Genomic DNA, 24732 nt, shown 5'->3' on the forward strand with positions numbered 1-24732 from the left:
TCTCTGCACGTTTATGCAATCCATGCATGCGGCACCGCGGCGGCCGGTGCGGCCGGGCTGTGCGGTCAGCGGGGAAGGGTGCCGGCGGGGCCGCCGGCCGGGCGGTCTTGGGGTCAGGACTGCGACAGGACGCAGAACTCGTGGCCCTCGGGGTCGGCCAGGCATGTCCAGGGGACGTCGCCCTGGCCGAGGTCGAGGTCGGTGGCGCCGAGGGTGCGCAGGCGGGCCGCCTCCGCCTCCTTGTCCTCGCCGGGGTACGGCTGGAGGTCGAGGTGGACGCGGTCCGGCGCGGTCCTCGCACCGGGCGTGCGGAGGAATTCGAGGTAGGGGCCCGCGCCCTTGGCGGAGCGCAGCACCGCGCGGTCGGCGGTCGCCTCGTGCAGGGTCCAGTCCAGCGCCTCGTCCCAGAACCGGGCCATGGCCCGCGGATCGGCACTGTCGCACACCACCGCGGCGATCGGCCCGGTGTCCCGGTAGACCTCCCGGGGCTCCAGCACGCAGAACTCGTTGCCCTCCGGGTCGGCGAGGACCGTCCACGGCACGTCGCCCTGCCCCACGTCGACGGGCGTGGCGCCGAGGTCCCGCAGGCGCGCGACCAGCTCCGCCCGGTGGGCGGACGAGGTGGTGGCGAGATCGAGGTGCGTCCGGTTCTTCGCCGCGGTCTTGGGGCCCGGGACGGGAACGACGTCGATGCCGAGGAAGACGGGGTCCGGCCAGACGAGGCCGCCGGCGGGTCCGACGTAGGTGGTCACGCCCGCGTCGTAGGCGCTCCAGCCGAGCGCCTCCGCCCAGAACCGGCCTACCGCCGAGCTGTCGACGGCCTTGATGTTCACGTGTACGGGTCGCAGCGCCATGCCGGCGATCCTATGCAGCCCTCCCCCGCGGAGCGCGCGCGTCACCGAAGGCAGACCGACCCGTCCGGGCCGCACCGGTCGTGCATACGATCATGCCTGTTCCGATCGCACCGCCCTCCGTCCGGCCGCCGCCCGCCCACCACCGAAGGACGACCACGTGACCGCCGACCTCGCCGATTACGCCGAACCGCACTCCGAACGGCCGCCCGCCCCCGTGCCCGTGGACTGGGCGGCGGTCGAGGAGTGGCTCGGGGTGCGGCTGCCGGGTGACTACAGGCGGTTCGCCGACCGGTACGGGCCCGTGGACTTCGGGGAGTACCTGTGGATCCACGTGCCGTGCGCGCAGGACGGGCGCTTCGACTACGGGCAGTGGCTGCGCGAGACGCACCGCGAGGCCCGGATCGAACTGCGCGACCTGCCCGAGGAGGAGCGGTACGCCGTGCACCCCGAGCCGGGCGGGCTGCTGGCCTGGGGCTGCACCCGGGGCTCCGACACCCTCTTCTGGGACACCTCCGTCTCCGCCGACCCCGACGAGTGGACGGTGGTCGTCCGGCACCAGGGACCGGTGCCCGGCAGCGGACTGCGCGACTGGCACGCGTACGACCTGACGCTCACCGGATATCTGCGGCACATGGTCCGCGACGACTGGGAGCTTCCCTCGCCGCCCGGCCCGCTGATGGGACCGCTGCCCGGCAGCGTCGCCCGCACGGCGTTCCTCCCGGACGCGGCCCCCTGGACGCCGCCCCCGGCCCTGCCGCCCCGGCTCACGGACGCGGAGCGCCGGGCCGCGCTGGAGACCGGCACCGGCCTGGAGGCGCTGCGCCTGCTGTCGCCGCCGCCCGAGCGGCCCTACCTCGGCGACGGCACCTGGGAGGGCCTCTTCGCCGAGCTGGGCACACGGCTGCCACGGGAGTACGTGGAACTGATGGCGGAGTACGGCGCCGGGTGCTGGAGCGGGTGGCTGCGGTTCCTGACGCCGCTGCGGACCGGGGAGCGGCGGTTCGCCACCCATGTCGGGGAGGTGCTGGACGGGTACCGGATGCTCCGGCGCAACCATCCCGACTCCTTCCCGCTCTCCGCCTGGCCGGAGCCGGGCGGCTTCCTCCCCTTCGCCAACTCCGTCGACGGCGACCACCTGGGCTGGCTCACCGAGGGCGGCGCCCCCGACGCGTGGCCGCTCGTCGTGTGGCCCCGGCACGCCCGCCAGGGGGCGCCGCTCGAGCACGGGCTGGTGGACACCCTGGTCGCCTGGCAGCGGGGTCGCCTCGCCGCCCCGGGGCTGGCCGGTCTGGACGAGGACGACGATCCGCTGGAGTACGCCGGGTTCAGGGCCTGGAACGACGCGGCGTACTGGTAGGCCCGCCCGCCGGGCACCATGGGAGGGCGGGGCACGGAGTCGGCCCGGGACGGAGAGCGGCACGGGATGGGCGAGTTCTGGCCGGTACCGGACGTACTGGCACACCTGGCGGGGCGGTGGCGCACGGAGCGGAAGGTGCGCGACCTCGCGAGCGGCGACACGGGCCGCTTCACGGGGACGACCCTGTTCGAGTCCGTGGCGGGCGGCGGTCTGCGCGGCCACGAGTCCGGCGTCTTCACCTGGCGGGGCGTGTCCCGCCCCGCCGAGCGCACGCTGCGCTACGAGCCGGGCGCCGCGCCCGGCACGGCCGACGTGCGCTTCGCGGACGGGCGGCCCTTCCACGCGCTGGACCTGACGTCCGGTCGCCACGTGGCCGACCATCCCTGCGCCGCCGACCTCTACCGCGGCGAGTTCACGGTCCGGGACGCGGACCACTGGCGGACGGTGTGGCGCGTGGCCGGCCCGGCCAAGGACCTGCTGCTGACCACCGAGTACACCCGCGAGCCCGGCGAGACGCCCTAGTCGGCCGACACCGTCCAGTCGATGTCGTCGTCGGCGTCCGCCGCCGCCAGGAGGCGCCGAGGAGCGTCATCCACGTGCCGTCGACGGCCCGTGATCTGCCCCGGTCCCGCTTCGGCGGTCGGTCCTCTGCCTGCGCGGATGGCCCGGGGGGTGTAGACCGGACTTGTGGGCTTGCGGCAGCGGTTCTCGTACCAGCAGCGCTCTCGGCAAGCGTCCGGTGCGTTGCTGGCGGTACCGATCGGGCTGATCGTGGCCATCGTGCTGGCCGACGTACTGAGCCCGCGCGGTGTGCCGCTGGGTCCGCTGCTGGTCGTGGCGCCCGCGATCACGGCGTCGTTCGCAGGCCCCGTCCTGACCGGGGTGATGGGCGGTGTCGCGGTGGGGGCGCTGCTGGGCATCGGCGTCATACACCAGAACCTCCTGGGGACGCTGTACTTCAATTCGCAGATCATCGCCCTGCTGGTGGTCTCGGTGATCGTGACCGTCTTCCGGTACCTGCAGGTGCGGCACGCCCATGAGCTGTCACAGGTACGGACGGTGTCGGAGGCCACGCAGCACGTGGTCATGCGGCCGTTGCCGCGCCGGATCGGCCCGCTGCGGGTGGCGTCGATGTACCTGGCGGCGCAGGAGCACGCACTCATCGGCGGCGACCTCTACGCTGCCGTCCGTACTCCTACCGGCACCCGGCTGATCATCGGCGATGCGCGGGGCAAGGGCCTGACCGCGATCAGCGACGCCGCCCTCTTGCTGGGTGCCTTCCGGGAGGCCGCACACCGCCAGGTCACGCTGCCCGGCCTCGTGGCCTACCTGGAGCAGAGCGTGTGCTGGAACCTGGCAGAGCCCGCCGAAGCGGAGACGGCCGGGGAATGCTTCATCACAGCCGCCGTCGTCGACATCCCCGACGGAACCGCCCAGGCGCAGATGGTCACGTGCGGGCACCCGCCACCCCTGCTGCTGCACGACGGGCAGGTGACCGCGCTGCCTGTCCTCGAGCCCGCGCCGCCGCTGGGCCTGGGCGAACTCGAGCGGAGCAGCCCCGACTATCACGTCGACACCTTCACCCTGGAAGCGGACGACGTGCTGCTGCTGCACACCGACGGCCTGATCGAGGCCCGCGATGCCCGGGGCGTCTTCTACCCGCTGGCCGACCGCGCCGCCGCCTGGACGGACGAAAGCCCCCCGGCACTGATCCGCCGCTTGCGCACCGACCTGCTCGCCCATGTCGGCGGGCGGCTGGCCGACGACGCCGCCGTGATCGCCCTCCAACGCACCAACGGCAGGTTCCCCGCCGAGCCGGACGGGCACGAGCACGAGCATCACCTGGTCGAGGAGACGGTGACGGGTGGCAGGTGACAAAGGTCCGCCCGACCGGCACCGCCGCACCTCACGACGGAGCGGCGCGCGTCGGCGTGGTCAAGAGGCGGGACCGACGAGTCGTCCGGGGCGGGCGGCGGCTCACGGGCCGAAGGCGAGCACCATCCACTGGTCGGGGCGCTCCAGCGCCGTGAAGCCGAGCCTCTCGTAGACCCCGTGCGCGTCGTGCGTGGCGAGCATGATCCGGCGCAGCCCGTACGGCCTCAGGTGCTCGCGCACCGCTCCGACCAGCGCGGTGCCGATCGCCTTGCCGCGCACCGCGGGGTCGACGTACACGTCGCACAGCCAGGCGAAGGTGGCCCGGTCGGTGACGACACGGGCGTACGCGACCTGCTCCCCCGACAGCGACGCGTACACCCCGAAGTTGAGCGAGCCGGCGATCGCCCGGTCCTGCTTCTCACGGGACCGGCCGAGCGCCCAGTAGGCGTCGGTGGACAGCCACCGGTGCACGCGTGCCGCGTCGACGCGGTCGGGGTCGGTGGAGATCTCGTAGCCCTCGGGCAGGCGCGGCGTGTCGGTCATGCCGGGATGCTCTCAGCGGCCCGCGGGCGGCGTCGACCCGTTATCCGCGCGCCCCCGCCTGCCCGCGCACCTCGGCCCAGGCGGCGCTCAGCCTGCGCACGCCCTCGGCGATCTCGCCCGTCCCGGCCACCGCGGCGAAGCTCAGCCGCAGGTGGGGGGCGGGGGGTTCGGCGCTGAAGTAGGGGCGGCCCGGGGCGACCGCGACGCCCGCGCGCAGGGCGGCGGCGGTCAGGGCCGCCTCTCCCGTGCCGTCGGGCAGGCGCGGCCACAGGTGGTAGCCGCCGGAGGGGATGTGGGCGAGGGACAGCTCGGGCAGGTGCAGGCGCAGCGCGGACGTCATCGCGTCCCGGCGGGCCTTCAGCTCGGCGGAGACGGCGCGCAGATGGCGCGGCCAGGCGGGCGAGCCGACGAGTTCGAGCGCCGCCTCCTGGAGGGGGCGGGGCACGAAGAAGGTGTCGACGACCTGGATGGCCCGCAGCCGCTCCAGCACCGGACCGCGCGCCGCCAGGGCGCTCACCCGGAAGCTCGGCGAGGTCGCCTTGGTCAGCGAGCAGACGTGCACGACGACGCCGTCCGGGTCGTCGGCGGCCAGCGGGCGCGGCAGGGGGCCCGCGTCCTCGTGGACGAGGCGCCGCACGAAGTCGTCCTCGATCACGAAGGCGCCGGCCTCGCGGGCGATGCGCAGCACCTCGCCGCGCCGCTCGGGGGCGAGCACCGCGCCCGTCGGGTTCTGGAACAGGGGCTGGCAGACGAAGACGCGGGCGCCGGTGGCACGGAAGGCGTCGGCGAGCAGGGCGGGCCGCACGCCGTCGGTGTCCACGGGGACCGGTACCGGGCGCAGTCCGGCCGCCCGCGCGATGGCCAGCATGCCGGGGTAGGTCGGGGACTCGACGAGGACGGGCGCGCCGGGCGGGGCGAGGGCGCGCAGCGCGGTGGTCAGCGCCGACTGGCCGCCCGAGGTGACCAGCACCTCGGCGGCGGTGACGGCCCCGCCGATGCCGCGGGCGAACCACTCCCGCAGTTCCGTCAGCCCCTCCATCGGGGGCCGGCCCCATGCTCCGGGGCGGCGGCCGGCCCTCGACAGCGCCGCCGCCATGGCCCGTTCCGGCTGGAGCGACGGGTGCAGATAGCCGCCGTTGAACTCGACGACGCCGGGCGGCGGGGCGGCGAGCGAGACCAGGACGCCGGACGCGTCCACGGTGCGCGGTACGAGGTCGGCGGCGCCGTCGGCGCTGAGCGTGACCTCCTGCCAGGAGGTGTCCCCGGCGGGGACGGCGGCGGGGCGGGCGGGCGCCCGGAAGGCACCCGCGCCGGGGCGGGTCACCACCAGTCCCTCGGCGGCCAGTTGGGCCAGGGCGCGGGAGACGGTCACCGGGCTCACCCGGAAGCGGTCGACGAGGGCACGGCTGGACGGGAGCTTTCCACCGGGTGAGTAGCGGTCGAGTTCCCGTCGCAACTGGTTCGCCAGGTCAGCGACGCTGCTACGCTCTTGCATGAGAGCACAGAGTAGCGCTACTACCCCGACACGGATAGCGGTCAGCGGTCGGACCCCGGCACCCGGCCCAGCGGGGACGTCGTCCGGCATCCTGCAGGCCGCGCTCGGCGTCGTCGCCTTCTCGCTCACCTTCCCCGCCACCGCCTGGGGCCTGGAGGGCTTCGGCCCGTGGTCCCTCGTGGCCGTGCGCAGTGTCCTCGCCGCACTGATCGCCGGAGTGTGCCTGCTGGCCGTGGGCGGACCCGCACGGGAGCAGGGGGGCGCGCGGCGGCGGTTCGCGCTGCCCGAGCGGCGGCACCGGCTCGGTCTCGCGGTGGTCGCCGCCGGGGTGGTCCTCGGCTTCCCGACGCTGACCACGCTCGCGCTCCAGTCCTCGACCACCGCGCACGCCGCCGTCGTGGTCGGCCTGCTGCCGCTGACCACCGCGGCGCTCTCCGCGCTGCGCACCGGCACCCGCCCCTCCCGCACCTTCTGGATCGCGGCGCTGGCGGGCGCGGCGGCGGTGGTGGCCTTCACGGTGCAGCAGAGCGGAGGCGCGTTCACCACCGCGGACGGCTATCTCTTCGCGGCGCTGCTGGTGTGCGCGGCCGGTTACACGGAGGGCGGGCGGCTGGCCCGGGTGATGCCGGGCTGGCAGGTGATCGGCTGGGCGCTGGTGCTGTGCCTGCCGCTCACCCTGCCCGCCGCCGCGGTGGCGCTGGCGTGGGAGCCGGTGCGTCTGACGGCGCACGCCGTGACCGGACTGCTGTGGGTGGCGGCGGGCTCGCAGTTCCTGGGACTGGTCGTCTGGTACCGGGGCATGGCGGCCGTCGGAGTCCCCAAGGCCAGTCAGTTGCAGCTCGCGCAGCCGCTGCTCACACTGGTGTGGTCGGTACTACTCCTGGGCGAGCACCTGACGGTCGCCGCTCCGCTGACGGCGGCGGCGGTGCTGGTGTGCATCGCGGTCACCCAGCGGGCCCGGGGTTGAGCGGCACACACGTGAGGAGGCCTCGCAGATGCACGCGATGAAGGGTGACCAGCTCGTGCAGCACGGCCGGGTGGTCGGCGAGCACGACAAGGTCGCCGAGATCATCGAAGTGATGGGCAAGGAAGGCTCTCCGCCGTACCGGGTCCGGTTCGAGGACGGGCACGAGGCGGTCTGCTCGCCCGGCCCCGACTCCGAGATCCGGCACAAGGAGATCCACATCTAGACGGGCGGGAGACCCGGACGTGACTCAGCGCGGGGTGCCCGCGGGCTGCGCGTAGTGGCCGGCGGACACCCGCGCCATCGCGCCGGTCCGGTCCTCCGCCATGTCCTTCGCGGCGAAGAAGACGTGTCCGCGCACCTGTGGGTGGCCCGCGGCCAGGGCGAGGTGCCGGGACAGCTCCTCGCGGTCCTGCCACGCGGCGGGCTCGGCCGGGTCCCCGGCCTTGTAGAGTGCCTCGCCGACGTAGAGCCGGGTCCGGCTTCCCCTGGCCACCTCCGCCCACCAGGGCAGCAGCTTCGCGTAGTCGGCGGTGTCCTGGCCGATGTGCCAGTAGAGCTGCGGCACGATGTAGTCGACCCAGCCCTCGCGCACCCACGTGCGGGTGTCCGCGTACAGGTCGTCGTACGTCTGCACGCCCGCCCGGGTGTCGGAGCCCCGTGCGTCGGTGGCCGCGTTGCGCCAGACGCCGAAGGGGCTGACGCCGAAGCGGGCGGTGGGCCGGACCCGCCTGACGCCGGCCGCGGTCTCCCGCACCAGCCGGTCGATGTTGTCCCGCCGCCAGGCGGCCCTGCTGGAGAACCCGCCGCCGTGGGCGCGGAAGGCCCCGTCGTCGTCGAAGGTCCGGCCCGCCACCGGGTACGGGTAGAAGTAGTCGTCGAAGTGGACGCCGTCCACGGGGTACTTGCGCACCGCGTCGAGCATCGCGTCCTGCACGAAGGACCGGACCTCGGGCAGCCCCGGGTTGTAGTGGAGCTTCCCGGCGTACGGCACCACCCAGTCGGGGTTCCTGCGGGCGGGGTGCGAGGGCACCAGGTGGGCCGGGTCGTCGCGCAGGGCGACGCGGTACGGGTTGAACCAGGCGTGCAGTTCCAGTCCGCGGGCGTGGGCCTCCTCGACGGCGGTGCCCAGCGGGTCCCAGCCGGGGTCCCTGCCCTGGCTGCCGGACACGTACTGCGACCAGGGCTCGTACTCCGACGGCCACAGCGCGTCGGCGGTGGGCCGCACCTGGAAGATCACCGTGTTGAGGCGGTGGCGTACCGCGGTGTCGAGGTGCTCGATCAGTTCGGCCCGCTGCTCGGAGGCCCGCAGGCCGGCGCGGCTGGGCCAGTCCCGGTTGTTCACGGTGGCCAGCCACATGCCGCGCATCTCGGTGACCGCGCCGCGCCGGTGTCCGGCCCGCCCCGGTGCCGCGGACGCCGCGGGTGCCGCCGTGAGCGCCGACAGCGCGGCCACCGCGAAGGCCCGGCGGGAGACGCGGCCCATGGACAACCTCCACGACTCGGCGGATCCGCGCGGTCACGGATCGTGTACGGCCCCCAGCATGCCCGACCCGGACGACGGATCCGCGGCGCTTCGGGGGTAACGTGCACGATCGGAGCAGGCGCCGGGGACCCCGGCGGACCTGCCTCAGCCGTGGAGTCAGCGAAAGGGACGATGTGACCGTCATCTCGGGAGATATCGCACGCGTCGGCGTGGTGGGCTGCGGTCAGATGGGGGCGGGCATCGCCGAGGTGTGCGCCCGCGCCGGCCTGGAGGTGAAGGTCGCCGAGACCACCGGCGAGGCCCTGGAGATCGGCCGTACCCGGCTGTTCAACTCCCTCGCCAAGGCCGCCGAGCGCGGCAAGATCACCGAGGAGGAGCTGGAGGCGACGCAGTCGCGCCTGAGCTTCACCACCGACCTGGGCGAGTTCGCCGACCGGGACCTCGTCATCGAGGCCGTCGTCGAGAACGAGCAGGTCAAGACCGAGATCTTCCAAGTGCTGGACCAGGTCGTGACCCGGCCCGACGCGATCCTGGCCTCCAACACCTCCTCGATCCCGCTGGTGAAGCTGGCGGTCGCCACCTCGCGGCCGGACCACGTCATCGGCATCCACTTCTTCAACCCGGCGCCGGTCCAGCAGCTCGTCGAGCTGATCCCGGCGCTCACCACCTCCGAGGGCACGCTCAGCCGGGCGCAGCTCTTCACGGAGAAGGTGCTGGGCAAGCACTCCATCCGCGCCCAGGACCGGTCCGGTTTCGTGGTCAACGCGCTGCTGATCCCGTACCTGCTCTCCGCGATCCGGATGTTCGAGTCGGGCATCGCCAGCCGCGAGGACATCGACAACGGCATGGAGATGGGCTGCGCCCACCCGATGGGCCCGCTGAAGCTGTCCGACCTGATCGGCCTGGACACCGTCGCCTCGGTCGCGTACTCGATGTACGAGGAGTACAAGGAGCCGCTGTACGCCGCTCCCCCGCTGCTCCAGCGCATGGTCGACGCGGGCCGCCTCGGCCGCAAGACGGGGTCGGGGTTCTACACGTACGGCTGAACCGCGATCGTGGGCCCGACCCGGTGCTTCCGGGCCGGGCCCACACTCGTTCCCCCGGGTCGACGGCTGTACGGCGTTGCGTCGCGTCGTTCCCGGGTCCGGCCCGGCCTCCGCGCGGCCGGCGCAGCTACGCGTCGCTCACGACCCTATTCCGTCACACGCGTCCGTCTTCTCGACCTCCTTCGTGAAGGAAGCGATCAGACGCTTCATGGCGTCGGCGTCCCTGTGGTCGGAACCGTAGGCCTGGATGCCGGTGTAGAGCTCCTGCTCGCGCTTCTCGTCGACGCAGCCCTCCGTCTTGCCGAACGCCTGCCAGCCGGAATACACGTACCGCCCCGCGTCCGCGCTCTCCTCCACCCGCTCGAGGGTCTGGCTGCGGAGGAAGTACGCCGTGTCATGGCCACTCGTCCACCAAGTCTGGACCGTTCTGACGGCGAGCTTCCCGTCCACGGACACATCGCACCAGGCCGTCGCGGGTTCGACGTCAGGCTTGACGGAGAGCTTCTTCCCCGGCGGCAGGAACGGAGTGAGCTCCTCGGCATCGACGCGTATGCCGCAGAGGGTGCCTGGCACGGAGTAGTCCCGGGTCTCCTCGTCGGCGCCGCATCCCGTGACCAAGGGAGCCAGCACGGCGACAACGACGGCGGCGAAGGCAGGAGCGGAACGTGGTCCGGGAACCGGTCGACTACGGGGCATGGTGGTACCTCTCGGAGGACTGCTCGGCATCCGGGTAGGGTCTGGCGAATTCGTCAGGACGTTGAACTGGCTTCGTCGAAACCGTAGTTGGTCTGGTCGACCGGCGCCTTGAGGACTTCGTCGGTGGAGTTGTCGCTCTCGGTCGCCTTGCCGAGGATGCCTGGATCTCGTCGCGCAGGGTGCTGACATCGCTCTGGGCGCGAGCGGCCGGGGAACCTCCCGGGGACCCGGCACGCCATGAGGCGCCGGGCCCCCGCCATTTCTCAGGACCCGCCGTCCTGGCCGAGCCGCAGATGGTGGAGCAGGAGTAACGCGGCCGCCATGTTGGCGGCCGGGACCTCGCCCCGGGCGACCAGGTCGGGGACGAGTTTGAGCGGCACCCATTCCCTGCGGTCCGACTCGAAGTCGTCGACCGGATGTCCGACGTACTCGCCCTCGTCGGCCCAGAAGACGTGGTGCCGGGCGTCGGTGAGGCCGTTGGACGGCTCGACGCTCATGAGGTGGCGCAGCGGCCCCGGGCGCCAGCCCGTCTCCTCCTCCAGTTCCCTGGCCGCCGCGGCCGCGATGTCCTCGCCCTCCTCCACGACGCCGGCCGCGAGCTCCCAGCCCCAACTGTCGGTGATGAAACGGTGCCGCCACAGCAGGAGCACCTCATGGGCCTCGTTGACGACCGTGGCGACCGCCACCGGGCGCATCCGGATGAGGAAGTGGTCGAGATGCCGGCCGTCCGGGAGCTCCACATCGGCGAGATTGACGCTGAACCAGCGGTTCGCATACACAGTTTGTTCGTTCTGTTTTGTCCATTGCACGGTTCTGCCACCCTTCTTGAGTGAGTGGCAATATCGCAGCCGGAGCGGTCCGGCAGCAGGCGCACGACGGCCGCTCACGGCGGCAGCGGCGGGCGCGGGATCCGGCGGCAGGACGCAGGGGCTACAGCGGTACGCGCAGGGCCCCGTCGATGAGTTCGGCCGCATCGGCCGTGCCCGCGCAGCCGCTGCGCACCAGGTGCTCGCGGACCGCGCGGAGTCTGTCGCGCAGGCGCTGGGACTCCATTCCGCGGGCCTGTTCGGCCATCCGCACGGCGGTGGCCACCGCCTTGTCGGCGTCGCCCCGGCGCAGTTCGATCGTGCTGAGCATGGCGAGCCGGTGCACTCGGCCCCGGTCGTGCGCCGGGGTGTCGACGGCGGCCGCGGCGTGCTCCCCGGCCGCCGCCAGTTCCCCGAGGCTGAGCAGGGCCTCCGCCACCTGCACGTTGACCAGGCCCGGCTGGACGTAGCCGGTCTCGTCGGGCTCGTGTCCGCGCCGGATGCGTTCGGCGGCCTGCTCGGCCCGCCGGATGCAGGCCAGGGCGCTCGTGCCGTCGCCGAGGTGGGCGTACGCCTTGGCCTGCATCGCGTACAGGTCGGAGGCGAGCGCGGGGGTGATGTGCCGGCCGGCGGTGCGCAGCGCGGCCTCGGCGAAGGCGACGGCCTGCCGGAACTCCCGCAGGAACAGGGCCTGGTTGACCAGCAGCGCGATCACGTACGCGCCGAGACCCCGGTCGCCGCTGGCCTTCGCCAGGCGCAGCGCCTGATGGAAGTAGCGCTGCGCGAGGCCGTGCGCGTCGGAGTCGTACGCGCAGATGCCGGCGACGGCGACCAGGCCGCCGGTGGCACGGTGGAGGTGGCGGCCGGTGGCGTCGGTGTAGCCGCCGCGCAGCAGCGGGGCGGCCTCCGCGTTGAGGAAGCCGACGATGCGGGCGCGCGTGGCGATGCCGCCGGCCTTGCGGTACATCTGCTCGTAGTGCGTGCGGGCCGAGCGCAGCATCTCCAGGTCGGCCGGGGTGACCCGGTGCCGGCCGCCGCGGGAGACGTCCACGTCCTCGGGCGGGTTCTCCCACTCCCACACCGGCATCACGGCGGGCGTGCCGGTGAGCGCGGGCGCGCCCAGCAGGTGGGGGCGCCGCTGCTGGTCGGAGCGCCACAGGGCGGTCGCGCGGTCCACGAACCCGGACAGTGAGCCGGTGTGCGGGGCGGCGGGCTCACCGGGCACGCCGAGGCCGATGTCGTCCAGGGTGACGGGCCGGTGCAGCCGGGCGGCGAGCACCTCGCAGATCAGGTCGGGGACCTGGCCGCGGGGCCGCTGCCCCTTCAGCCACCGGGCGACGGCGGTGTGTTCGTACCTCAGCGTGAGCCCGCGCGCCCGTCCCGCCTGGTTGACGTGGGCGGCGAGGCCCGCGTGCGAGACGCCCGCCTCGTCAAGGATCGCGTCGAGCAGAGTGTTGGGCTGCATGGTGGCCCCCCGGTGGTTCAGGTGCCGACAGCGTAGTGTGCCGGGCTTCACACGGGGTGTGAACGGAGTACGTGCATCCGCAGGGTGTGCGCGCTGTCGCGCAGGGTCGCGGGCCGGTTGACTGAACTGCCTCGAAAGAGGCCGGCCGGGCCGCCGGCTCCCCCTCGTAACAGTGCGGCGGCCCGTTCCCGGGCCGTCCGCCCGGCCGCCTGCCCGACACTCCGTGGCGGGGCGGACGGCTCCGCCGGCCGTAGCGGTCCGACCGAAGCCGTTCGGGGTGCGGATGCGCTGTCGACCGCGGGTGCGTCGTGGTCGCAGTTCCCGCGCCCCTTGCCGGCGTCGGGATGACGTCCATCGAGGGGCGCGGGGGACTGCCCACCGGCCACCGACTACCCGCAGCCGCCGGCCGGCAGGAACCCCACGCCCCTCGGGCGACACCGTCGGCTAGCTGCGCAGCACCGCTCCGACCCGCTCGCCCGCGAGGGCGACCGCCGCGTCGCGGGCCGCGGAGGCCTCGTCGACGGTCAGCGTCCGGTCCCCCGCGCGGAAGCGCAACGCGTACGCCAGGGACTTGCGGCCCTCACCGAGCTGCTCGGCGTTGTCGTAGACGTCGAACAGCCGGATGGACTCCAGCAGTTCGCCCGCGCCCTCGCGCAGCGCCGCCTCGACCTCCGCCGCCGGGACGAAGGCGTCGACGACCAGCGCGACGTCCTGCGTGGCGACCGGGAAGGTGGAGATGCCCGGCGCCTGCGGGGTGCCGTCGCCGACCCGCTCCAGGGCGTCGAGGTCCAGCTCCGCCGCGCAGGTGCGCGCGGGCAGGCCCAGGGCCTTCACGACGCGCGGGTGCAGTTCGCCGGCGTGGCCGATGACCCGCTCCTCGCCGTCCACGGTGACGAACAGCTCGGCGCAGCGCCCCGGGTGCCAGGGGCCGTACTGGCCCTTGCGGATGCCCAGGTCGGCACCGGTCTCGCGGGCGACGGTACGGGCGGCCTCGATCGCGTCGGCCCAGTCGGCCGGGCGGCCCTTGCCCCACCAGCCGGCCTGCTCGCGGGCGCCCGCGAGGACGACGGCGACGTGCCGGGGCTGCTCGGGCAGGGCGGCGTCCAGCGCGGCGAGGTCCTCCTCGCTGGGACGCCGGTCGACGGGCAGGTTGGCGGCGACGCGTCGCTCGTCGCGCGGGTGGAAGACCAGGCCGGTCTCGAACAGGGCGAGGTCGTGGCTGCCGCGGCCGTCGTTGCGGCGCAGCGCGCCGAGCAGGCCCGGCAGCAGCGAGGTCCGCAGCGCGGGCTCCTCGTCGCTGAGCGGGTTGACCAGCTTGACCACGCGGCGGGCCGGGTCGTCGGCGTCCAGTCCGAGCTGGTCGAAGACCCGCTCGCTGACGAACGGGTAGTTCGGCGCCTCGACGTAGCCCGCGCCGGCCAGGGCGCGGCCGACACGGCGGTGCAGCCGCTGCCGGGCGGTCAGGCCGCGGCCCGCGGGCGGCCGGGGCAGCGTGGAGGGCAGGTTCTCGTAGCCCTCCAGGCGGATGACCTCTTCGGCCAGGTCGTTCGGGTCGGTGAGGTCGGGCCGCCAGGACGGGACGGTGACGATCAGCTCGTCCTGCCCGTACACGTCGCAGCCGACCTCCTGGAGGCGGCGTACGACGGTCTCGCGGCCGTACTCGACGCCGGCGACCTTGTCCGGGTGGTCGGCGGGCATGGAGAGGGTGCGCGGCGCGGTGGGCGCGCTGATCTCGGTGACGCCGGCCTCGGCGGTGCCGCCCGCGAGGAGCACCAGCAGGTCGACGGTGCGCTGTGCGGCGGCCGCCGCGGCCCGCGGGTCGACGCCGCGCTCGAAGCGGCGGGATGCCTCGGAGGACAGCTTGTGCCGGCGGGCGGTGCGCGCGATGGACACGGCGTCGAAGTGCGCGGCCTCGATGACCACGTCGCTCGTCCCCTTGTCGGGGTCGTCGTGGTCGGCGATCTCGGTGTCGGCGCCGCCCATGACCCCGGCGAGACCGATCGGGCCGCGGTCGTCGGTGATGACCAGGTCCTCGGCGTGCAGCTTCCGCTCGACGCCGTCGAGGGTGACGATCTTCTCGCCCTCCGCCGCCCGGCGCACGCCGATGGTGCCCTGGACGAGGGAGCGGTCGTAGGCGTGCAGCGGCTGGCCCAGCTCCATCATCACGTAGTTCGTGACGTCGACGGCGAGCGAGATCGGGCGCATGCCGACCTTCTGCAGTCGGCGCTGGAGCCAGATCGGCGAGCGGGCCTCGGCGCTGAGGCCGGTCACGGTGCGGGCGGTGAAGCGGTCGCAGCCGGACGGGTCGGAGATCTTCACCGGGTAGCCGTACGCGTTCGGGCCGGGCACGTCGAGCAGGGCCGGGTCACGCAGCGGCAGGCCGTAGGCGATGGCGGTCTCGCGGGCGACGCCGCGAATGGACAGGCAGTCGCCGCGGTTGGCGGTGACGGCGATGTCCAGGACCTCGTCGACCAGTTCCAGCAGCTCGATGGCGTCCTTGCCGACCTCGGTCTCCGGCGGCAGCACGATGATGCCGTGGGTGCCGTCGTCGCCCATGCCCAGCTCGTCGCTGGAGCAGATCATGCCGTGGGACGTCTTGCCGTACGTCTTGCGCGCGGAGATCGAGAAGCCGCCGGGCAGGGTGGCGCCGGGCAGGACCACGACGACCTTGTCGCCGACGGCGAAGTTGCGGGCGCCGCAGACGATCTCCTGGGGCTCACCGGTGCCGTTGGCCCGGCCGACGTCGACGGTGCAGAAGCGGATCGGCTTCTTGAAGCCCTCCAGCTCCTCGATGGTCAGCACCTGGCCGACGACGAGGGGGCCCTTGAGGTCGGCGCCGAGCTGCTCGACGGTCTCGACCTCCAGCCCGGCCGAAATGAGCTTGGCCTGTACGTCACGGCCGGTCTCCGTCGCCGGCAGGTCGACGTACTCCCGCAGCCAAGAAAGCGGGATCCGCATCAGATCTCCATCCCGAACGGCCGGGTGAACCGGACGTCACCCTCGACCATGTCTCGCATGTCCTCGACGTTGTGGCGGAACATCAGCATCCGCTCGATGCCGAACCCGAAGGCGAAGCCGCTGTACTTCTCGGGGTCGACGCCGCAGGCGACGAGCACCCGCGGGTTGACCATGCCGCAGCCGCCCAGCTCGATCCAGCCCTCGCTGGAGCAGGTGCGGCAGGGCCGGTCGGGGTTGCCGACGGACGCGCCCTTGCAGACGTAGCAGAGCATGTCCATCTCGGCGCTCGGCTCGGTGAAGGGGAAGAAGTTCGGCCGCAGCCGGGTCTTCATCTCCGCGCCGAACAGCGACTGGACCATGTGGTCCAGGGTGCCCTTGAGGTCCGCCATGGTCAGGCCCTCGTCGATGGCGAGCAGCTCGACCTGGTGGAAGACGGGCGTGTGCGTGGCGTCCAGCTCGTCGGTGCGGTACACGCGGCCGGGGCAGATCACGTAGACCGGCAGCTCGCGGCCGAGCGCGGAGCGGATCTGCACGGGCGAGGTGTGGGTGCGCAGCACGACGCCGGACTCGCCGCCGCCGTCGGGGCCCTGCACGAAGAACGTGTCGGCCTCGCCGCGGGCGGGGTGGTCGGGGCCGATGTTGAGCGCGTCGAAGTTGAACCACTCGGCCTCGGCCTCGGGGCCCTCGGCGACCTCGTAGCCCATGGCGACGAAGACGTCCTCGATGCGCTCGGAGAGCGTGGTGAGGGGGTGGCGGGCGCCGGCCGGCACGCGGTCGTGGGGCAGCGTGACGTCCACGGCCTCCTCGACGAGCACGCGGGCGTCGCGCTCGGCCTCCAGTTCGGCCTGGCGCGCGGCGAGGCCCTTGTTGACGGCGCCGCGGGCCTGGCCGACGCGCTTGCCGGCCTCGGCCTTGGCGTGCGGGGGCAGGGCGCCGATCTCGCGGTTGGCCAGCGCCAGCGGCGACGTGCCGCCGGTGTGGGCGACCTTGGCCTCCTGGAGCGCGTCGAGGGAGTCCGCGGCGGCGAAGGCGGCGAGCGCCTCGTCCCGCATGCGCTCGATCTCTTCCGGTTTCAACGCCTCGACCTCGACAGGGTCGTACGACTTATTCGGTGCCGACATCTCTTCCCGTGCTTCCGATTGGCTGGCTGGAACGCCCCGTCTACGGTCCGGAGACCTCTCGTCTGCGGAACTGGACGCAAAGGTGCCAAAGACCGAGTCTAACGGGGCTGTGGAACGCGGATCGCGCCCGTGGGGTCGCCGGCCGTCTCAGGTGAGGTAGGCCGGGGCCGCCACGGGCAACGTAAATCGGAACTCGGCGCCGCCGACGGGGGCGCGTCCGACCGTGATGGTGCCGCCGTGGGCTTCGACGATGCCCTTGACGATGTAGAGCCCGAGGCCGGTGCCGCCGCGCTTGCTGCCCCGCCAGAAGCGGGTGAAGACGCGGTTCATGGACTCCTCCGGGATTCCCGGCCCCTCGTCGCTCACCGTGACCGACGTGCCGGTGTCCTCTCCCTCTCGGGGGGACGCCGCGGGCGTGATGTCGATGGTGACGGTTCCCTCGCCGTGCCGCACGGCATTTTCGATGAGGTTGCTGAGCACCTGGTCGATCTTGTCGGGGTCGGCCCACAGCGCGGGCAGCGGCTGGACGAGGCGGAGCAGGAAGCGGTCGGCGGGCAGTCCGGCGGCGACGTAGGCCTGGATGTGGCGGCCGACGGCGGCGCCGATGTCGACGGGCTGGCGGCGGACCTCGAGGCGGCCGGAGTCGATGCGGGAGATGTCGAGCAGTTCGGCGATGAGGCGGGTGACCCGGTCGGCGTCGGCGTCGACGGTCTCCAGCATCAGCCTCTTCTGGTCGTCGGTGAACCTCTCCCACTTGGCCAGCAGCGTCGCGGTGAACCCCTTGACGGAGGTGAGCGGGGAGCGCAGCTCGTGGGCGACGGTGGCGATCAGCTCGGCGTGGCTGCGCTCGGTGCGGCGGCGGGCCTCGGTGTCGCGCAGGGTGACGACGACACGCTGGACGGGGCCGGTGGGCGCGGCCCGTACGTAGCGCGCGGCGACCAGGACCTCCCGTCCGCCGGGCAGGAGGAGGTTGCGCTCGGGCTGCCTGCGCCGGATGGCCGGCCCGCCGTAGGGGTCGGTGAGCTGCCACCAGCGCCGGCCCTCCAGGTCCTCCAGCGGCAGGGCCTTCTCCAGCCGCTGTCCGAGGGCGTCGGCGGCGCGGACGGCCGTGATGCGCTCGGCGGCGGCGTTGAAGCCGACGACGTGTCCGTGCGCGTCGGCGACGACGAGGCCGTCGGGCAGGTCGTCGGGGTCGAAGGCCGGCTGGGCCGGGTCACCGGACCGGGACGCGGACGGCCGCGGCACCCGTGGTGCTCCCGGTGCGCTGCTCGCGCCGACACTCATCCCCGTACCCCACCTCTCACCTACGCCTGAGGGGTCCCCGAGGTGGCCACCCTACTAGCTCTCGGTGACGGAGCGGCACCCTCCGGCGGCGCGCTGTGCACGCGCGGACGCGTAGAGGCATACGGCCGCGGCGGTGGCGAGGTTCAGGCTCTCCGCCTTGCCGTGGATCGGGACGCGGACGACGGCGTCGGCGAGGGCGCGGGTCTCCTCGGGCAGCCCCCAGGCCTCGTTGCCGAAGACCCAGGCGGTGGGCCCGCCCATGGTGCCGGCGTCCAGTTCGGCGTCGAGGTCGTCCTCGCCCGCGCCGTCGGCGGCCAGCACCCGCACGCCGGCCTCCCGCAGCTCGGCGACGGCCCGTTCGACGGGGACGCCGACGGCGACGGGCAGGTGGAACAGGGAGCCGACGGAGGCGCGTACGGCCTTGGGGTTGTAGAGGTCGACGGAGGCGTCGGTGAGGACGACCGCCTCGGCGCCGGCGGCGTCGGCGCAGCGCAGCACGGTGCCCGCGTTGCCGGGGTCGCGGACGTGGGCGAGGACGGCGACGAGCTTCGGACGGGCGGCGAGGATGTCCTCGAAGGGGGTGTCCAGGAAGCGGCAGACCCCGACGATGCCCTGAGGGGTGACGGTGGTGGAGATGTCCTCGATCACCTGCTCGGCGGCGAGGTGCACGCGGGCGCCGGCGTCCCGGGCGGCTCCGATGATGTCGGCGTAGCGCTCGGCGGCCTCGACGGTGGCGAACAGCTCGACCAGGGTGTCACCGTACGCGGCGGCCTCCCTCACGGCCTGCGGCCCCTCGGCCAGGAACAGCCGCTCCTTCCCCCGGAAGTTCCGCTTGGCCAGCCGCCGCGCGGCGACGACACGGGGAGAGCGGGGAGAGATCAGCTCGGGGGCGGCGGGGCGCACTCTTCTTCACCTTCACAGTTGATTCGACGCGGGCCGGAGCGCTCCGTCAGGGGCGCGGGGAACTGCGCGACCAGCCACACCAGGGCCCGCGGCCGGGCAGACGACAGGTGCGGACGGCAACGACAGGACCCGCAGGTTCACAACCTGCGGGTCCAGTCACGTCGGCTCAGAGCCGGCGCGGCGTCACGCGGCCTTGGGCGCGTTGACGTCGCTCGGCAGCGCCTTCTGGGCGACCTCGACCAGCGCGGCGAACGCACCGGCGTCGTTGACGGCCAGCTCGGCGAGGATCTTGCGGTCCACCTCGACGTTGGCGGCCTTCAGACCCTGGATGAAGCGGTTGTACGTGATGCCGTTGGCGCGGGCAGCGGCGTTGATGCGCTGGATCCAGAGCTGCCGGAAGTCACCCTTGCGCTTCTTGCGGTCGTTGTAGTTGTAGACCAGCGAGTGGGTGACCTGCTCCTTGGCCTTGCGGTACAGGCGCGAACGCTGACCGCGGTAGCCGGAGGCCTGCTCGAGGATCGCCCGGCGCTTCTTGTGGGCGTTGACTGCCCGCTTGACGCGTGCCACTTGTTAACTCCTTGTAGCGGGGCCGCGGTGGTCCTCACGCGGCCCGGTATCGAATGGGTCCCGGTCCTGACGTACGGCGCTCGGTGGCGCCGGACGTCACTTGCCGAGAAGCTTCTTGATCTTCGCGGCGTCGCCCGGGGCCATCTCGGCGTTGCCGGTGAGGCGGCGCGTCACGCGGGACGACTTGTGCTCGAGCAGGTGGCGCTTGCCGGCGCGCTCGCGGAGCACCTTGCCGGAGCCGGTGATCTTGAAGCGCTTGCTGGCACCGCTGTGCGACTTGTTCTTCGGCATAGCGCCGTTATCTCCTCGTCGGTGGCGCTCCGATGCCCGGTCGGAAAACCGGGCACGGTGGAGCGTCGCTCTTGTATCGGTTACGTCCTGGAGGCTCGCGCCCCCGGGGGTCACGCCTCGGCGGGAGCCTCGGCCGTGGCGTCGGCGTCCGCGGCGTTCTGCGACTTGCCGGGGTTGGCCTTCGCCTCCGCCTTGCGGGCTTCCTGCGCCTGGCGAGCCTCGGCCATCGCCTCGGTCTTCTTCTTGTGCGGACCGAGGACCATGATCATGTTCCGGCCGTCCTGCTTCGGGTTCGACTCCACGAAACCGAGGTCCTGGACGTCCTCCGCGAGACGCTGCAGCAGCCGGTAGCCGAGCTCCGGCCGGGACTGCTCGCGCCCACGGAACATGATCGTGATCTTGACCTTGTCGCCCTGCTTGAGGAACCGGACGACGTGACCCTTCTTGGTGTCATAGTCGTGCGGGTCGATCTTCGGCCGGAGCTTCATCTCCTTGATGACCGTGTGCGCCTGGTTCTTGCGCGCCTCACGGGCCTTCATGGCCGACTCGTACTTGAACTTCCCGTAGTCCATGAGCTTGCACACGGGCGGACGGGCGTTCGCCGCGACCTCTACGAGATCGAGGTCGTACTCCTGCGCAAGCTCCAGGGCCTTGGCAAGCGGGACAATCCCGACCTGCTCGCCGCTGGGACCGACAAGTCGCACCTCGGGAACGCGAATCCGGTCGTTGATGCGGGGCTCGGCGCTGATGGATCCTCCTCGGTAGCACCACGCGACGGTCTGGCGGACAGCCGCGTAACGTCTGTGTTCGTTAGACCTAACCGCGCCGGCGCACAAAAAATGCCCCGGACGATCACAGGCGGGGCTCCTGGAACTGCTACCGGAGCACCGCCGCGATGGTCGCGGGGCGCGATTTCGGGCCGATCGCCGTCGCGAGGACGGGACCGCCTGACCGGTGACCCGCCGTCCCGGGGGACGGCCAGGTGGGAGTTCGGAGCCTCCACTTGTGGGCCGGGCCCGCTGCCCTGGGGGCGCGCGTGTCCGACCGGTCGTTACACAAGGTTAGCAGCTCGCCGGGGGAAGGGCTAACCGAGACCGAGTACGGCCCGGATCCCTCCTGCGCCTATCGTGAGCGGCATGAGTGAGACCCCTCCTGAGACGCCCGACTTCGACGCCATGGCCCGCGACATCGCGGAGGTTCCCGCGGTCGAGGTGATCGTGACGGTCGCCGTCAACCTGATGAGCGCCGCCGCCGTGAAGCTCGGACTGTCCGAGGAGGGCGACGCCCACAAGGACCTGGACGAGGCCCGCAAGCTGGTGCACGCGCTGGCCGGTCTCCTGGACGCGAGCACGACCGAGATCAGCTCCTTCCACGCGGCGCCGCTGCGCGACGGCCTGAAGTCGCTGCAGCTCGCCTTCCGCGAGGCGTCGCTGGTGCCGGACGAGCCGGGCCAGGGGCCGGGCGAGAAGTACACCGGCCCGGTCTACGGCTAGTCCCGCCGCTCCTTCACGTACAAGGGCTCGCCCGGCGGCGTCGCCCCGGCCGGCAGCAGTGCCAGGTCGAGGCCGCGCACCAGGCGGGCCCTCAGTGTCTCGTCGGCGGCCAGCCGTCCGGCGACGGCGCGGGCGGCCTCGGCGGGGGCCGCCGCGGGGTCGAGCAGCAGGGCCAGGGTGCCGTCGGCCTGCCCCGGCCCGAGGTGGGCGCTCAGCACGGCGGGCTCGGCGGCGACGGCGGCGCGTACGGCCTCCACGACCGCCGGGTCGGCCAGCGGGTCGGTCGTCGTCCGGCCCTCGGCCAGCGCGAGCAGCGCGGCGCCGCTCAGCTCGAAGGGCACGGGCCCGGCCATGTCCAGGACGACCGTGTCCGCCTTCTCGTGGGCGGCGGCCTGCAGGGCCTGGTGCAGCGGTACGGCGACGGGGCGGGCCGCCGGGTCCCACAGGGCCAGCGAGTCGGTGGAGGTGAAGGCGGGCAGGGCGGTGCGGTCCCCGGCCCTGAGGGTGGGCACGGCCATGTCGCTGGTCTTCTCGCGGCGCAGTCCGTTCTCGTCCTCCTCGACCTCGCCGAGGACGGCCACGACGGGCACGAGCAGCCGGGTGCCCCTGAGCGCCTCCAGTACCGGCGCGAGGGCGGTGCGGTCCACGGCCCAGGCGGCGAGCGCCGCGCTCAGCCGGGGGTCGGCGGAGCCGTCGTCGTCGGAGAAACCGGGGTCGGGAATGTTCTTGTTCGCCACGGTCACCGAGCCTATCGGGGGGTGCCCCGCGGCCCTCACCGGGCTCTCTCAGCAGGCTGGAGCAGGCGGCCGGCGGCGGCCCGGACGGCGGGGGCGGGTCAGAGGTCGTCGAGGTCTTGGCGGCGGGTGCGCCACAGGACGACGGACGCGACGATCAGGACGCCGCCCGCGCCGCCGGCCAGCGGTGCCGCCCAGGCGGAGGGCGTGTCGTCGTCCGCGGGGGCGTCCGGCCCGGGGCCGAAGTACTTCTCGCCGTAGGCCGCCGCCCTCAGTCCGCGCGGCTCCAGGCGTCCGGCGGCCTCGATGGCGGCGGCGGGGTCGACGAAGCCGTAGCCGCGGGAGTCGTCGCGGCCGTCCGCGGGGGCGTTGCGGGCCGTGTCCTCCAGGAGCTTCTTGACCTGGGCGGGGGTGAGGTCCGGGTGGGCCGACTTGACCAGGGCGGCGGCGCCGGAGACGAACGCGGAGGCGGCGCTGGTGCCCCAGCCCTCGTAGTAGCGGTGGTCCGGGTCGGCGATGATCACGTCCACGCCGGGCGCGCTGACCGTGGCGTACCAGCGGCGGGTGGAGAACGAGGCGCGGGTGCCGAAGCGGTCCACGGCGGTCGCGGCGATGACGCCCGGATAGGCGGCCGGGTAGGAGACGTGGTCGCCCTTCTCGCCCCCGTTGCCGGCCGAGGCGACGACGACCACGCCCTTGCGCAGGGCGTACTGGATGGCCTCGTCCTCGGCCGATTCCGGGTGGGCGGAGGCGGAGTCGTCGCCGAGGGAGAGGTTGATGATGTCGGCGCCGTGGTCCACGGCCCAGCGGATGCCCTCGGCGAGGGCGTTGCCGCGGGTCTTGCGGGCCTGGGCGCGGGAGGGGTCGCCGTCTTCGAGGATCACGCGGACGGGGAGGATCCGGGCCTCCGGCGCGACGCCCATGACGCCCTCGGTGCCGCCGGGTCCATGACCGTGACCGGCGATGATCCCGGCCATGGCGGTGCCGTGCCGGGCCCAGGAGCGGTCGCCCTCCTTCGCTCCGAAGCCGACCAGGTCCTTGCCGGTGAGGACGTTCCCGACGAGGTCCGGGTGGTCGGCCTCGACGCCGGTGTCCAGGACGGCGACGGTGACGCCCGCGCCCTTGGTGGTGGCCCACACCTCCTGGGTGCGCAGGGCCTCCAGGCCCCACTGCTTGGCACGGATGCCGTCGGCGTGCGCGGCGGGCGCCGGGGCGAGGAGGAGGGCGGCGGCGAGGAGGACGGCGAGGGTGCCGCCGGTCCGGCGGGTCGTGGCGGTGTTCACGAGGGCTCCCCCCGGGCCGGGCCGACGTTCTTGCGCAGGGCGCGTTCGACGCGGTCGGCGAGGCCCTGCGCCTCGTGACCGAGGCCGGCCTGGGCCGCGGCCGAGGTGGCGCCGGACTCCATGGCCTCCTCGGCGGGCTCGGGCCGGTCGACGGTGCGGCCGTCGGCCCAGCCGGAGACCGCGTAGACGACGACGGGGGCGTCGGTGAGCACGGACACGGTCCACGCGGCGCGCTGGCGGGTGCCGAAACCGGCGGCGACGGTGTCCCGGGCGGCGTACGGACGCGGGACGAGGTCGGCGCGCCGGGCCAGGCCCTCCTTCTCGAACCGGCCGGCCAGCGCGGTGGCGGCGGCGGGGTCGGCCTCGGTGAAGAGCAGGCCGACGGTGGTGACGTGGCTCTGCGTGGCGTCGGTGTAGGTGGCGCGCAGCAGGCGCTCGCAGCCTGCCGGGGCGAGGACCTCGGCCAGCAGCCGGTCGAAGGCGCCGGCGCAGCCGCTGTCGGGGGCGACGGCGACGCGGGTCCAGATGCGGTCCGCGCCGCCGGGTCCGGCGCCGCGTCCCTGCACGACGGGCGGGAAGAGCTGGTCGACGGGCACGCTGTGCCACAGGTCCCCGGCCGCGGTGAAGGCGCTGCGCGCCTCGGCGTCCGCGGAGTCCCCGGCGAGCCAGCTCCCGGTGACGGCGCCGGTGACGAGTCCGGCCCCGAGGACGAGGCAGACGGCCGCGGCGACGGCCTGGGGCCGCAGGCGTCCGCCGAGCGGGCGCGGCCGGGCGTGCTCGTCGTACCCCTCGGGTCGCCCGAACGACACACTGGGCCGTCGCGCGGCGCCATCCCGGTCCGTCGCCGGCCGCGGCGCGTGTGCCTCTCCCGTCGCGGGCACCGGGCCCCGGCCCGTCCCCGGGCCGGCCTGCGCCGGGACCGGGCGCAGCCGTGTGGTGGTCTCCGACGGGCTCTCCGCGGGGGCGCCGGGCGCCGCCGGCCCACCACGCCGCCCGGAAGCGGCCACGGCACGGCCGACGGTCGGCGGGGCGTCCGGGAAGCGGGCGGTGGCGCGCGGCGGAGGGGGCGCGGATCCGGTCCCCAGGGGGCCTACGCGGCCGGGCGGGGCGGAACCGGGGCTCTGGGCGCCGGCGGGGCCGGCCGGGGCCGACTCCCCGGTCGTGCTCGGGCGGGGAGTCGCGTCCGCGTCCTGCCCGGCGGCGCGCGGCATCGGCTCCGCGGTGGGCGCGGTGGACGGCGTGCGGGGCTGCGGCGGTGTCGCCGGGCGGGGCGGGGACGAGGGGTGGGACGCGCGGCGCGCTTCCGTGCTCATGCACCCCCCGTTTCCTCGGGCCCGGTCCGGTTCCCCGGCGCGGGCCGGCGTTCTCCTGCCCGGGCCCGGCGCGGACTCGCCGTCCCGGGCACGCATACCCGCACGGACGGGCCGCCATCCGCGCGGACCCGGTCCGCTGCCCGGACCGTTCCGCCCTGCGTGCGCGTCACTCTACGGCGTGCCCCCGCCCGGAGGGGA

Annotated in this window: 24 protein-coding genes; 7 read left to right on the top strand and 17 right to left on the bottom strand. The window is 73.7% G+C overall.

The features are described 5' to 3' along the window. Positions 1–113 precede the first annotated feature (113 nt). A complete protein-coding gene (locus ACH499_RS25680) occupies positions 114–854 on the bottom strand; it encodes a VOC family protein (protein WP_399018580.1) in 741 nt (246 codons plus the stop codon). Between the two features lie 157 nt (positions 855–1011). On the opposite strand from ACH499_RS25680, the gene ACH499_RS25685 reads away from it, so the two are divergent. From ACH499_RS25685 to ACH499_RS25695, 3 genes are all read left to right on the top strand, one after another. Further along, on the top strand, positions 1012–2211 hold the full coding sequence (locus tag ACH499_RS25685) for an SMI1/KNR4 family protein (RefSeq protein ID WP_399018582.1): 1200 nt from the start codon (positions 1012–1014) through the stop codon (positions 2209–2211). A gap of 66 nt (positions 2212–2277) precedes the next feature. After that, positions 2278–2733, top strand: a complete 456-nt coding sequence (locus ACH499_RS25690) for a DUF6314 family protein (protein ID WP_399018584.1) — start codon at positions 2278–2280, stop codon at positions 2731–2733. Positions 2734–2955: 222 nt separating this feature from the next. After that, positions 2956–4086, top strand: coding sequence for a PP2C family protein-serine/threonine phosphatase (locus tag ACH499_RS25695; RefSeq protein ID WP_399018586.1), 1131 nt, complete (start codon positions 2956–2958; stop codon positions 4084–4086). A gap of 102 nt (positions 4087–4188) precedes the next feature. Here ACH499_RS25695 and ACH499_RS25700 read toward each other — a convergent pair whose 3' ends face one another. Together ACH499_RS25700 and ACH499_RS25705 are read right to left on the bottom strand one after the other, a co-directional pair. Further along, positions 4189–4629, bottom strand: coding sequence for a GNAT family N-acetyltransferase (locus tag ACH499_RS25700; protein WP_356199478.1), 441 nt, complete (start codon positions 4627–4629; stop codon positions 4189–4191). Positions 4630–4669: 40 nt separating this feature from the next. Beyond that, positions 4670–6124, bottom strand: a complete 1455-nt coding sequence (locus ACH499_RS25705) for a PLP-dependent aminotransferase family protein (RefSeq protein ID WP_399018588.1) — start codon at positions 6122–6124, stop codon at positions 4670–4672. On the opposite strand from ACH499_RS25705, the gene ACH499_RS25710 reads away from it, so the two are divergent. Then, entirely contained in the window at positions 6123–7091 is a 969-nt protein-coding gene (locus ACH499_RS25710) for a DMT family transporter (protein ID WP_399018590.1), read from the top strand. The two genes, ACH499_RS25705 and ACH499_RS25710, sit on opposite strands and share 2 nt — an antisense overlap. Before the next feature lie 28 nt (positions 7092–7119). Continuing rightward, positions 7120–7314, top strand: a complete 195-nt coding sequence (locus tag ACH499_RS25715) for a DUF1918 domain-containing protein (RefSeq protein ID WP_356199483.1) — start codon at positions 7120–7122, stop codon at positions 7312–7314. Positions 7315–7338: 24 nt separating this feature from the next. Here the strand turns inward: ACH499_RS25715 and ACH499_RS25720 are convergent, their stop codons facing one another. Continuing rightward, a complete protein-coding gene (locus ACH499_RS25720) occupies positions 7339–8574 on the bottom strand; it encodes a glycoside hydrolase family 10 protein (protein WP_399018593.1) in 1236 nt (411 codons plus the stop codon). Between the two features lie 173 nt (positions 8575–8747). Between ACH499_RS25720 and ACH499_RS25725 the strand changes: the two genes are divergently transcribed. Further along, positions 8748–9620: a 3-hydroxybutyryl-CoA dehydrogenase gene (locus ACH499_RS25725; RefSeq protein ID WP_356199487.1), complete on the top strand. Its 873-nt coding sequence runs from the start codon at positions 8748–8750 to the stop codon at positions 9618–9620. 138 nt (positions 9621–9758) lie between these two features. Here the strand turns inward: ACH499_RS25725 and ACH499_RS25730 are convergent, their stop codons facing one another. The 10 genes from ACH499_RS25730 to infC form a co-directional block, all read right to left on the bottom strand. Then, entirely contained in the window at positions 9759–10250 is a 492-nt protein-coding gene (locus tag ACH499_RS25730; protein ID WP_399018596.1) for a hypothetical protein, read from the bottom strand. Positions 10251–10579: 329 nt separating this feature from the next. After that, positions 10580–11125, bottom strand: a complete 546-nt coding sequence (locus ACH499_RS25735) for an NUDIX domain-containing protein (RefSeq protein WP_356199489.1) — start codon at positions 11123–11125, stop codon at positions 10580–10582. Between the two features lie 121 nt (positions 11126–11246). Continuing rightward, positions 11247–12587: a transcriptional regulator gene (locus tag ACH499_RS25740; protein ID WP_399018598.1), complete on the bottom strand. Its 1341-nt coding sequence runs from the start codon at positions 12585–12587 to the stop codon at positions 11247–11249. Between the two features lie 444 nt (positions 12588–13031). Next, entirely contained in the window at positions 13032–15545 is a 2514-nt protein-coding gene (gene pheT, locus ACH499_RS25745; protein ID WP_399018599.1) for a phenylalanine--tRNA ligase subunit beta, read from the bottom strand. Then, a complete protein-coding gene (gene pheS / locus ACH499_RS25750) occupies positions 15545–16666 on the bottom strand; it encodes a phenylalanine--tRNA ligase subunit alpha (protein WP_356199494.1) in 1122 nt (373 codons plus the stop codon). Before pheS ends, pheT begins: the two co-directional genes overlap by 1 nt. 147 nt (positions 16667–16813) lie before the next feature. Further along, entirely contained in the window at positions 16814–17950 is a 1137-nt protein-coding gene (locus tag ACH499_RS25755) for an ATP-binding protein (protein WP_356199495.1), read from the bottom strand. Between the two features lie 54 nt (positions 17951–18004). Continuing rightward, positions 18005–18853 carry an RNA methyltransferase gene (locus ACH499_RS25760; protein WP_356199497.1) on the bottom strand — a complete coding sequence of 283 codons (849 nt, stop codon included), beginning with the start codon at positions 18851–18853 and terminating at the stop codon, positions 18005–18007. A gap of 183 nt (positions 18854–19036) precedes the next feature. Beyond that, a complete protein-coding gene (gene rplT / locus ACH499_RS25765) occupies positions 19037–19420 on the bottom strand; it encodes a 50S ribosomal protein L20 (protein WP_004002577.1) in 384 nt (127 codons plus the stop codon). A 96-nt stretch (positions 19421–19516) separates the two neighbouring features. Then, entirely contained in the window at positions 19517–19711 is a 195-nt protein-coding gene (gene rpmI, locus ACH499_RS25770; RefSeq protein ID WP_003977225.1) for a 50S ribosomal protein L35, read from the bottom strand. 110 nt (positions 19712–19821) lie between these two features. Next, the gene (infC, locus tag ACH499_RS25775; protein ID WP_356199569.1) at positions 19822–20460 is read right to left on the bottom strand and encodes a translation initiation factor IF-3; all 639 of its coding nucleotides are present in this window, start codon (positions 20458–20460) and stop codon (positions 19822–19824) included. 387 nt (positions 20461–20847) lie between these two features. On the opposite strand from infC, the gene ACH499_RS25780 reads away from it, so the two are divergent. After that, the gene (locus ACH499_RS25780) at positions 20848–21204 is read left to right on the top strand and encodes a DUF1844 domain-containing protein (protein ID WP_356199499.1); all 357 of its coding nucleotides are present in this window, start codon (positions 20848–20850) and stop codon (positions 21202–21204) included. Here ACH499_RS25780 and ACH499_RS25785 read toward each other — a convergent pair. The 3 genes from ACH499_RS25785 to ACH499_RS25795 form a co-directional block, all read right to left on the bottom strand. Then, positions 21201–21941, bottom strand: a complete 741-nt coding sequence (locus ACH499_RS25785) for an SseB family protein (RefSeq protein ID WP_399018602.1) — start codon at positions 21939–21941, stop codon at positions 21201–21203. The two genes, ACH499_RS25780 and ACH499_RS25785, sit on opposite strands and share 4 nt — an antisense overlap. A 98-nt stretch (positions 21942–22039) precedes the next feature. Next, entirely contained in the window at positions 22040–23221 is a 1182-nt protein-coding gene (mycP, locus tag ACH499_RS25790; protein WP_356199502.1) for a type VII secretion-associated serine protease mycosin, read from the bottom strand. Continuing rightward, positions 23218–24030: a hypothetical protein gene (locus ACH499_RS25795; RefSeq protein WP_399018604.1), complete on the bottom strand. Its 813-nt coding sequence runs from the start codon at positions 24028–24030 to the stop codon at positions 23218–23220. The genes mycP and ACH499_RS25795 overlap by 4 nt, the downstream gene beginning before the upstream one ends. Positions 24031–24732: the final 702 nt, after the last annotated feature.

Source organism: Streptomyces sp. NPDC018947 (assembly GCF_044390505.1).
Taxonomy (GTDB): Bacteria; Actinomycetota; Actinomycetes; order Streptomycetales; family Streptomycetaceae; genus Streptomyces.